6 protein-coding genes and 1 pseudogene are annotated in these 11,063 nt (G+C 58.2%); all 7 read left to right on the forward strand.

Features of this window, described 5'->3' with window-relative positions:
- Positions 1-813: 813 nt before the first annotated feature.
- Positions 814-1,779 (forward strand): annotated as a pseudogene (locus JCM12296_RS43675) (choice-of-anchor O protein); the annotation flags it as partial.
- A gap of 38 nt (positions 1,780-1,817) precedes the next feature.
- Positions 1,818-2,018, forward strand: coding sequence for a rubredoxin (locus tag JCM12296_RS36045; RefSeq protein ID WP_083455911.1), 201 nt, complete (start codon positions 1,818-1,820; stop codon positions 2,016-2,018).
- Positions 1,991-3,463, forward strand: coding sequence for a rubredoxin (locus tag JCM12296_RS06680; protein ID WP_246804037.1), 1,473 nt, complete (start codon positions 1,991-1,993; stop codon positions 3,461-3,463). The genes JCM12296_RS36045 and JCM12296_RS06680 overlap by 28 nt, the downstream gene beginning before the upstream one ends.
- The gene (locus tag JCM12296_RS06685) at positions 3,460-4,737 is read left to right on the forward strand and encodes a hypothetical protein (RefSeq protein WP_157067419.1); all 1,278 of its coding nucleotides are present in this window, start codon (positions 3,460-3,462) and stop codon (positions 4,735-4,737) included. The genes JCM12296_RS06680 and JCM12296_RS06685 overlap by 4 nt, the downstream gene beginning before the upstream one ends.
- Before the next feature lie 422 nt (positions 4,738-5,159).
- Entirely contained in the window at positions 5,160-9,593 is a 4,434-nt protein-coding gene (locus tag JCM12296_RS06690) for a choice-of-anchor O protein (RefSeq protein WP_157067420.1), read from the forward strand.
- Entirely contained in the window at positions 9,577-9,948 is a 372-nt protein-coding gene (locus tag JCM12296_RS06695) for a putative metal-binding motif-containing protein (protein WP_054691204.1), read from the forward strand. The genes JCM12296_RS06690 and JCM12296_RS06695 overlap by 17 nt, the downstream gene beginning before the upstream one ends.
- A gap of 313 nt (positions 9,949-10,261) precedes the next feature.
- Positions 10,262-11,063 (forward strand): hypothetical protein (locus JCM12296_RS06700; RefSeq protein ID WP_054691205.1); only part of this gene is annotated, 802 nt, incomplete at its 3' end.

An 11,063-nucleotide genomic window follows, 5' to 3' on the forward strand; every position in this document is an offset into this window, starting at 1 on the left:
CCAATTGTGTGTCATCCGATGGATGGTGGGGCACCGCTGATTTTCACCCGGTGCGATTGAAGAACTGAATATCTTCTGGCGTGGCAGGCGGTTATAGCAGAAACCCACGGTTCTCAAGTCTGCCGGCCGATTGGCATGTCAATTGTAACGTGTTGATTGCCCCCGCTTCCCGCTGATTCGAATTATTGATGAAGGTCGTACACTGAAATGGTGCTGATTGGTTCAGTCGTGGGGGCAACCCATGCACAATAACGACGGTTGCAAGGTTTACTGAAATTCTAATAACCCCATTTTTCCCGCTGGCCGGAGTCGTCAGGGGGGCGAAAGGAGAAAGGCATGAAAACTTGGCGATGGATGATAGCCTTGCTTGCGCTACTGGCGATCGTAGGGCCCTGCCCGACGGCACTGGCGGACTGGGTGGACGTGTCGGATAATTTTTTGGTTGAACAGACATGCGATGGCACCAACCTTGTCAGGGTGCAAGTCACGAACATTACAGAGGAAGAAATAACGGGGGAATTGCGTTTGCTGTATATTCCCGCGGATGGAACCCCCAATCCGATTAACGCGCTGACCGTCGGCGAAGATGGCTCTAATCCCACGTTCTATTTCCCGATTGTCGGCAAAACGGAAGGCTCCCTTTTGTCCGGCGAGTTCGTTACGATCAGCATCGCGTTTGAAGCGGTCTTTGATTGCAACTTGCTTTTTTCTACGGTGGTGGAAGTCAATGACGCTTCCATCGACAATCAGATTTTTCGCAAGAAGATTTCCAAAACTCCGGAGTTATACAGCGGAGAGGGCGGCATCTCGGTGATGCCTATCTACGTAACCGCCCAGAATACCAGCGGGCAGAAGTATACGCAGGGGGAGACGGGCGAACTGGTGTTGTGCGGCGAGACCTGCGATGACGATGGAAATTGTGAAACCATTATCTGCAGCAATGATGAAAAAGCAGAGCACCCTTACGCCAAGGTCAAGCCCCTGGTCGTCACCTACATTCAGGAAGAGGAGGCGGTGCCTTTCAACAGCGTGCCTGACTACGATCCCAATGGGGATGGCGTTAAAGAGGAGGGCAACCGATACGCCCACGACGTCTATGCTGCCGTTTCCCTGGACGACGGATTGACCTGGAAGCGGCGCAACATTTCACGTACTTCGCTCAAGTCTTCCTTTACCCTTTCCAACGGTGTGGCCTATCCGGGCGATTCTGAAGATGCCGACCTTACCGTCGTGGGGCCTTATGCCTTCGTCACCTGGGTTGACAAATACTGCCGTAGCGGGGATCCCTGGGATATGGAAGCCCAGAGCATCGAGGATATCTATCAGGTGACCGGTTCCCAGAAGTCGGTGGACTATCTGGATGTGACCGGCGACGAGGATCCCCGGCCGGACCTGGGTGTGCGGCCCTTCTCCTGCCTATGGGGGGCCCGTGGCGTCCTGGACATGGCACCGGAAACCGTCGACGGCGAGCCCAATCCCAATTACGGCACTATTGTCTGGTACAAGGCCGAGCAGCTCTCCACCGGTCGGCGCGACGCCAAACGTAATTTCAATGCAGGTATCGAACCGGTCCTCGATCCCACCGTCCATCAGCCGGTCGAGGGTACGGGCGGCTTCGCCGTTTCCTGGCAGGAGGACCCCAAGGGGCTTAAAACCGGCAAGGGGCGTGGCCCCGGTGCCGGCATGTCCGGTGCCTGTGTCAACCACAAGACCGATATCTGGTACAGCTACATCGGTTGGAGCGATTTTGCCGCCATCGATGAAACTTCGTTTCCAACAGCGACGGCGATGCCATCCAGGACGGTGACGGCGATCCCATGTCCGAGTACTTCTGTACCGCCTGCCCTTACGTGTACGACCCGGAGGTCGGCGACACGGAGCACGGCATCGCCCCGGGTACGGCTTTCGAAGCTCTGCCCGACACATGGGTCTGCCCGGTGTGCGGTGCCGCCAAAGCGGACTTCGAAAAGGATGCCAAGCCCCACGCCTGGTGCACTTTCATCCGCCGGTGCGGGTGACCGACAACGCGGTGTGCCGTGAGCGCAACCCCACCGAGATTAAGGGGCATGTCCACACCGCCGAACATATCGCCACCACCGGCTGCGACTACTACTACGAGGGCGGTACCACCAACCAGCCGCTGGCCTGGAGTGATCTGCCCGACGACTGGGTCTGTCCCAAGTGTGGCGGAAAAAAAGATACCTTCGAAGCAGAGGCTACCCTCATCAAATATCGCAACGAAGGCGCGCCTTACTGCGAGTGGTTCTCCGAAAACCCGCGGGTGGATGGCGACGGCAACGAGGTCTTGCCGGATGACGAAGGCTATACCGTGGCCTACTACACCCAAGAGCGGGTGGATGCGGCCGGAAACACCGTCTACGAACCGCTGGACGGTAACACCGGGGCCTCGCGGGCCAACCTTTCCCTGGTGAACTGGAATGGCGAGACCCTGGCCCTGATGGCCTACGAGGAGACCAAGGGCGTCGGCGCCGGCAGCGACAAGGAAGCGGCCGCCATGGAACAGGCGGCACCCATCCCCCTGGTGAAAATGGCTGACGGCACCTGGGAAGCCGGCTTCACCAACAGCGACTGCCGCAGTTGCCATTATGAGAACGTCGTGCCCCGGGATCGCGTGATTCCGGTCAGTGACAAAACGATCTGCGAAGAGGTGAAAGGCGGGGTATGGAAGGATACTCTCGAGGCCTACTATCCCTACACGGGGTATCCCTACATCACAGATGGATCGGTGACGAGCGAGCAACTGGCCGCCGCCGGCGTCTCTTATGACACCGGCAACGCGGTCAATTGTGTCAAGTTCCAGGGTGGCTGGGGCATGTACCCCCGCGATTACGCCCAGATTTACGAGGGCAACAATTACTACAACCTGCCCGACCACATGCCCGGCTGGCACCAGGAGGCGCTGAACTGTACCGGCTGCCACGTGCCATACAACACCAAGGATTCCGACGGTGACACGGTCAAGGATCGTGCCGACATGTGCCCAGGGACGCCCCTTGGCGACACCACCGTGGACTTGGATGCGTCGAGCCCAACATACGGCTGCGCTGCCACGCAGAATCCAGATGATCCGGACAATAACAAGGACGAGCCGGACCGTTTCCGGCACGGCAAGAACATCTACTACCATCACTTCGCTTTCAACGCGCCGGACACGGCCGCCATCGGCCACGGCGACCAGATCAACGGCTTTAGCCGGGATGTGCTCGGTCAGGACGATGCGGGCAACGACATTCTCTGGACGGCGCCTGACACCTACGACCCTATGAAAACGCCCGGCGTGTGCGGGTGGTGCCAAATGAGGAACTGGACGCGTCGAATACTGAGGCGATCACCCTGGGCCTGCTTTACAAGGAAGGCAAAGACGGCCAGGGCGCTCCGGCCGATGCCATCCTCCGATTGTTCAAGGGCGGGTTTGACATCGCGAACATGGGCGATCCGTTGAATCTGAGTTCCTCCACGCCCTACCTGTTCCAGAATCCGGATGATGCCGGCAACGAGGACGGCACCGGCGACAACGCGGCAGGTGACGGCACCGGCGATCTCCTGCCCAACCGTAACACGCCCAAGATCGAACACTTCTACTGGACCGATGCCAACCTGCACGATCCCACCGGCTACTGGTACAAGTCGGAGACCGGTGACAACCTGTTCGGCGATGACAACTATACGCCGGACATCAGCGGCAACCCCTTCGAGAACGTTTTCTCCACCCGCCTGGCCATCCACGGCGACTTGGTTCTGGCCGGCTACGCTTACTGCGTCAACTGGTCGGCGGGCAAGAAGGCCAAGGACCACTACGACTTCTACATTCGGGTGTCCGAGAATGCCGGTGAAGACTGGACCCTGCCGGTCAACGTCTCCCAGCTCAAGAACCACGAGGCGTCGGTGGCCGACTGCCGGGTGATCCTGACCCCGCCGACCCTGGACGAATGGGGTATTTATAGTCCTCCTTATGGTCGACGGATTCCCTTCTCCATGACCGGCGCTCCCGCGGTGGCATCCACGGGCGACTTCAACGTACGCAACACTTTCTTTGTGGGTGTGGGCACCAAAGAGAACATTCCCCAGCCCAGCCCCAACGAAACCGAATTGGAGGAGAGCGAGGTCTTCCTGGATACATTTTATTCTCAGGCGAAAATCGCGAACGGGGGGATCGAGTTCGAAACCTACGCCAAGGAGAACCCCAAGTACGAGGAGGGTGCCTTGCCGTTCCTCGAGATCGACGGCACGCCGACTGACGAGGCGTGTGCCGAAGTGCTGTCCGACGGCACCTGCGTGCCCAACGAAACCAACCCGGCCTATCCCGAACTGGTTGACGAGTTCAACTGGCTGGCCAAGGGCGACGCCAATCAAGGGGACATTCAGATGACCTGTAACCCCTTCGGCAGCCGCCTGTACACCATCTGGGAGCAAGAACTGCCCATTACCGACGAGGACGGCCAGAAGCATTTTCAGGGCTCCGATGTCTGGTTCCGCAAGGTGTTCTACGAGGAACCTGAGGCTGACTTGGACGTCAATCAGGACGGTGAGGTGGATTCACTCGATGGGCGAGAGATCCTGAGCCATATCGGATCGACGGCCTACGATGCGGATTTTCTGTGGCGGGGAGATTTCCTGGCTGACCACCGCATTACCGGTAAGGACTACAGTCTTTGGAAAACGGAATTCAACAAGTTGAAACTCAGTCAGAAGCGTAATCGCTGGGCGTCCAAATAGAAATTGCCTATATCCTCAGCTGCCGGGCCCGTGCAATCCACAGCGCGGCCCGGCAGCGCTTTCATCAACCTGCATGCGCGTTTAAACGATGTTTCTTTTCTGTCTCAGAGAGGCGAATCTGCCGGAGGCATAAACGCTGGTTTGGAAATTCTGAATCAGGCCGGAAACAGTCGTTATGTAAAAAATACATCCTCTGTTTGGTCGGAAAATCATCACTTTTGGGTATATGTGTGAAATAGATTTCGCAAAATTATGGGAAAACAATGTGTTATCCTGGCCGTTATAATCTAAAGGCACCGGTAACCGCTTAATAATACTGGTTATGGGCATTTGTTAAAAACGGTAACAATTTTGCATCCCCCATGAAACCGGATCGTCCTGACCCGAGTGTGGACTCAGTTAAAACGAGAAAAGGAGGGGGAATGAGAAGAGGCCTATTCTGTTTGTTGGTGGGGATCTTACTGGTCTGGCCATGCGGTGGCTTTGCATTCAAGGGGCCCGGAGGGCTGGCCGAAATCAAGCTATACCGCGGTGAATTCGAGGAGACTGTCAATGAGACGGCGCTGTATGTGGATTATGTCTGTACCGGAACGGTGAATGTCTGGAACACGCGGACGAAACTGCAGATCCGCGTGGTGCCCAACCAGGGGCTCACCGAAGATGACGAAATGGAACTGTGGAAAGTCAAGACGGTCCATGCTTATGTGGGTGCCGATCCTGTTCCGGTGGATGCGGTCGGCACGCCCCTGGTGGAACAATTCCCTTATGTTGTCACTTACGGGGATCCGTCTGATATCTACAGCCTCGTACTGGATCTGGAGGCTGACCTGGGCTTTCGCTGGGGTGCACCGTATGAGGATTTGCGCCGCCAGAACATCTGTGTGCATGCGGTGTTGGTGAAGCTGGATTTCCAGACCGGGCAACTGATGGAGAAGAAGGATGTGTATACGTTCGACCCCGAGTTCGAGGTGGCGATGGCGGCCGACGAATGGGAACACGACTTGATTGAGATCGGTCAGGGCCGTCTTAAAAAATCCCACCAAGTGAAAAAGGGGCAGGCGGTGCGCAACCGTGTGCGCATCATGCGCGGCGTGCTCAACCAGGCCCTTTTGTCCCATGCGGGCAGTACGGTGTATGCGATGGCCCATCCCCGACGGGCCCACTTCATCGATTCTCCGGTGGCCGGTCTGACCGTCAAGACACCCACCTACGAAGGCCAGACCGATGACTCCGGGGGATTCGACTACTTCCCCGGTGAACGAGCGGAACTCTTTATCGGCGATGTCTACCTGGGCAACGCCCTGGTGGATCATAAAATTTCGCCCGCGGACGTCTTCGAAGGCGGAGACATGGATGACAACCGGGTGATCAACCTGGCCTGGCTGCTCCAGAGCCTGGATGCCGACGGCGATCCCAGCGGCGGCATCAGCATTACCGAATCGGTGGTCAAGGCTTTTGAGACGGTGATAAACGATAAGGAACTGGCCGATGTCGATTTCAGCAACGATAGCGAAGTGGAATCGGTGATCGAGGCGACGGTTGCTGAAGGGTCCGGCTATGCGGACCTGAACCTGGTCAAGGTCAGCCGGGAGGAAGCCCAAGGCCATCTGGGCAAGAGTATCGGCAGCACCATGTTCCGCAAGAACGTGTCCAAGACCCCGCTAATGGCCAGCGCCAAGGCCAAGCTGAATGTCATGGGGGTCTGGTTTCCGGCGCTCAAGGCCAATGGGGAGCCGGCTGCCTACCTGGATAGCGATGGTAACACTGTTACCGGCATCCCGTATTATGATGAAAACGGGGATTTGATTCGCACCGCCACCGAGGCCAAGCCCGTCGTTGCGGTATATACCGACGAGATCGACGGCTACGGTGCCGCCGATGTGTTCGCGGCCGTTTCCCGGGACGACGGCCACACCTGGAAACGCAAGAACATCTCGCGCATGGCCGACCGGTCATCCTTCACCCTGGCCAACGGCGAGGCCTATTACGGCCATTGCAAGAAACCCGTGTTCCAGGTCAAGGGCAACAAGATCCTCATCGCCTGGACCAGCAAGTTCGCCAAGGGTGGCAAGCCGCGCTATGCGATCCGGTCCTGCCCTGACGAAGACGGCGACGGCGTCGCCGATGAATGCGAGACCTGTACCGGGTCGGGTGAGAACGAGAAATGCGGACCCGACTACCCTTACGACGATCCCTACGAGGTGGACGACATCTGGGGCGTTTCCGGCCCACAGCGGTCGGTGGACTACACAGAACAGGGCTATCCCGAAGTGGGCGAGGTGCCTTACAGCGCCATCTGGACCTGCCGCGGTGTGATCGTTACCCAGGCCGAGATCAACAAGGGGGGCTGGTGGGCCGACAGGCAGGTTGGCGATATCGTGTGGTACAAACCCGAGCGGATGACCAGCGGTCGCCGTGACGCCAACCAGGTGTTCATGGGGGCGGCCGACGGTGCCGGGTTCGCCATCACCTGGCAGGAGGATCCCAAGGGCCTGCGGCCGGGCGAGGCCAAGGGGCCCGGTCCCGGCTGGGGCGGTGCCACGGCCAACCACAAAACCGATATCTGGTACAGCTATATTACCTGGAAAGATCATGCCACTGTCGACGAGAACTTCGTGGCTGGCGGCGATCCGGAACATCCGGTACAGTACGATGAAGAGACCGGTGAGGAAATCGCCTGGACCAATCGACCCAAGGCCCTGGTTCCCATGTCCCTGCCGGTGAGGATTTCGGACAACGATTCGGTGAACACCAACAATACCACCCTGCTGGATGCTGACGGCAATCCGATCGCGGCAGTGAGCGCGGGCGCCATCGTCTACAACGCCGCAAACCTCACACGTTGCGTAAAATTTGTAGGCGGCGCGACCATCGTTACCCCGGACGATCCCGCTGCCTCAACCGCCGATTATGCGGTGCTGCGCGCCGTGCCATCGACCCATCAGGCGACGATGAACTGTACTCAATGTCATGTGCCTTTCGGCATGACGTCGGTGAACGATGCGCCCACCCAGGGTGCGCCGATCCCGCTGGTGGTCCTCGACGCGGAGACGGATTCCTACCTGGGCGGCTTTACCAACAGCGATTGCGTGAGTTGCCATTATGGTCATGTGGTTCCGCGGGACCGGGTCATCGCCGTGACGCCGGGGCTGACTGATGAAGGCAAGTGCGACGAATGCGAGGCCAAGGGCGGCATCTGGAAGGACGGTACCCAGGAAGGCGGCGAGATCATCGAGGCTTATTACCCCTACGCCCCTTATCCCTACATCGCGCCCGATCCGGACGATACCCGGGACGGCTCCCACCGCTATATCACCGAGGTTCCGGGTTTGTGGACCTATGAGAACGCGTTCTCCCCGGATAGGATCGGGCTCTACACCAAGACCAATTACCAGGGCCAGGAACGCACGGTGGCGGTTACTACCGACGGCCGCCTGCTGGACGGCAACACTGCGGCTACCCGTCCCAACCTCTTCATGCAGACCTATACCAAGTCAGACGGTACCAAGAGTGCCTGGGCGATCATGGCCTACGAAGAGACCAAGGGCATGGGATCAGGGCCTTCCGAAACGACCGGAACCGGAGAGCAGCCCCAGGACGGCAGCGGGTATGATCCTTATGAAACGGTACCCGATGAAGGCAAGAACGCCATCTACCACAGCTTCGATTTTACCCAACCGGATCTGGTCAGCGGTGGCACCATTCTCAACCTACCGGAAACGGATGACAACGGAAATTCAGTCTATGTCGAGGAACCGCAATATTTAGGTTCCGATCCAGTCTACGATGATGACGGTAACATCATTGGTTATGACCCGATTAATAATCCGGATTACGTAGTAGACGGCGACAATGCCATTCTTGATTGGAAGGGGGATAAACAACTGGCCTACGAGAATGCCCGCCGGCCCAGATTTATAATTCAGTCCAAGGCGTCGGCCTTCGGCGGTACAAAGACGCTGTCAGACGGAACGACAGCCTTCAAACAGCCCAACAATTCAGGCACCGTATTGATCGTCTTATACAAAGAAGGCGAGGAAGGTGCCGGCCGGCCGTCGGACATCATGATGCGCCGCTGCGTGGTGGGTTCTGATCAGAAGGGGAATCCCTGGCATCCGGATAATTTCCTGCCTGGTGCCCAGAATGTGAGCACGGTGATGCCAGGAACGACCTGGATCAACCCGGACCGTTCCGAGGATGCCAAAGGAGACGGAACCAAGGTCTGCGACTGGACCCAACCGGAAGAGTGTCTGACCTGGAAGTCGGGGGTCAACCCTTACGAGGACGCCCGCGCCCATCGCGGCGCCATTCGCGGCGACTTCGTCATCCTGGGCTATTCTTACTGTCCCAACTGGGCCGCATCACGCAAGGCCCACGACAAGTATGACTTCTACATCCGGCGCTCCTTCGACGGGGGCGCAGCTGGACTACCGATCCGGATTACGACGGTGAGATCACCCACATCGACTACTTCTTCGATCCCGAGGGTATATCCGGTGCGGAGCTGGACGAAGAGGGCAACGATGTCACCGAACCGACCAAGCACTACACCGTTGAAACGACCTATAAGCCTGGCGTCTACGAGCGGCCCGCAACGTGTCCCTGATCAAGAACAACAAAGTCAGCGTCATCGAGCCGCGCATCGTGGCCGTTCCCGGCACCATAAAAGATCCAACCACTGGGTTGCCTGCGTACGACGAAGACAAACAGAACCCCAACTGCTTCTACCTGGCCTACGGCACCTCCACCAACCTGCCCGATGTGGAGAAGCTTCCCGAGGATCTCTTCCTCAGCTACTCCCTCGACCGCGGCAACAATCTGGCCGAGGAAACCTGGGTGGTGAACCCCGACAGTGAGGGCAACCATGCCGGTGAAACGGTCACCGGTTGGTACCGTCTCGCCAAGGGTGATCCGGAGCAGGGCGAGGTGCAGATCCGCATGACGCCCAATGCCGAGCGTTTCTACGGCGTCTGGCTGGAAGAGGGCGCCGAAGGCAGCGACATCATGTTTCGGCGGATCATGCCCAGTTCTTTTGAGGCCAACAATACACCTGAAAACCTGACGGACAATGATGGTGACGGATTGTCCGAGTCCCAGGGCGATTGCAACGATTCGGATGCTAACATTTACGTTGGATCCATAGAAACGTGTGGTGACGGTATCGATCAGGATTGTGACGGATTCGACCTGGTGTGCCCATCGATTGAATAGCCACCACCCAATCCATTCATCCTAACCGCCTGCCGCAGTTCTACCGGGCTGCGGCAGGCCAACAACCTATCCGGGTGCCAATCCGGAGCAAGACCAATGGCAAGGTCCGGGTCCACCGGGCAAGACGCAAACCGAAGGCGATTCTCAACCCCCCAGCCTGACGCTGCACGATGTTTTCGCGCATCATCCGATGGAAGTCTTTTTCCTTTAAAAATTTATTTCACTTCTTGTAACCTTTATCCCTGCTTGTCCGTTTTAATTGCAGAAGCACGTGCATGGAAAAAGAGCGTCGAGGATCGAAAGGGAGGAAGAGATGAAAAGAATTATTTTGGTGACATTGATGCTGGTATGTTTTGCTACGCTGAGCCTGGCTGACGAGCCGCAGGACCTGACCCCGCAGGCCGCGGCGCACATTGCTCAGCAGACCCGTGAGATGGCCGCCTTGGGTATCCCCGAGGTACCGGCCCGTGAAATGCTGACTCGCATGGCGCAGAATCGATTTCAGCAGCGGAACCAGGTCCGTGCCCAGCAGATGGTCATGGAAGCCGCCAAGGCAGGGTTGCCCACGGAGCCGGTGATGAGCAAAGCCATGGAGGGGATGGCCAAACAGGTTGGTGAAGCCCGGGTCCTCCAGGCAATGGAGATGGTGCGCACCCGGTACGCCGCCGCTCATCGTATGGCAGCCGCGTTGCCTGTGGACAGAGCCCGCCTTAAAAGTGTTACCCAGGAGGTGGCGGACAGTTTGGCCGCAGGCATGCAGACCGCGGACATGAACGCCGTCATGGCCCAGTTGCGGGAGCATACCCGCCAGCAGACACGCAATCAGTCCACGGATATGGCCCTTCAGACGATGCAGACGGTCAGGACCATGGCGCAACTGGGAATTCCATCCGCAGAGGTCGCCGAAACCGTGGAGACAGCCTTGCGGAACCGTTATACCTATCGTGAGATGATGCAACTGCGCATTCAGATGGCCAAGCAGATCCGATTCGCCTCCCCCCGGCAGATCGCCGGCCAGCATGCCAGCCGCATTGGCAAGGGAACGGGCAGCGGCCACACCGGTGCCGGCAGTGGCGGTGCGAATGGCGGTTCCGGTGGTGGCGGTGGTGCTGGTG

The organism is Desulfosarcina cetonica JCM 12296 (assembly GCF_001311845.1).
In the GTDB taxonomy this organism is placed as follows: Bacteria; Desulfobacterota; Desulfobacteria; order Desulfobacterales; family Desulfosarcinaceae; genus Desulfosarcina; species Desulfosarcina cetonica.

Coding starts and splice junctions, on each gene's coding strand:
- JCM12296_RS36045 (WP_083455911.1), top strand. CDS start 1,818: ATGTCCGAGTACTTCTGTACCGCCTGCCCTTACGTGTACGACCCGGAG.
- JCM12296_RS06690 (WP_157067420.1), top strand. CDS start 5,160: ATGAGAAGAGGCCTATTCTGTTTGTTGGTGGGGATCTTACTGGTCTGG.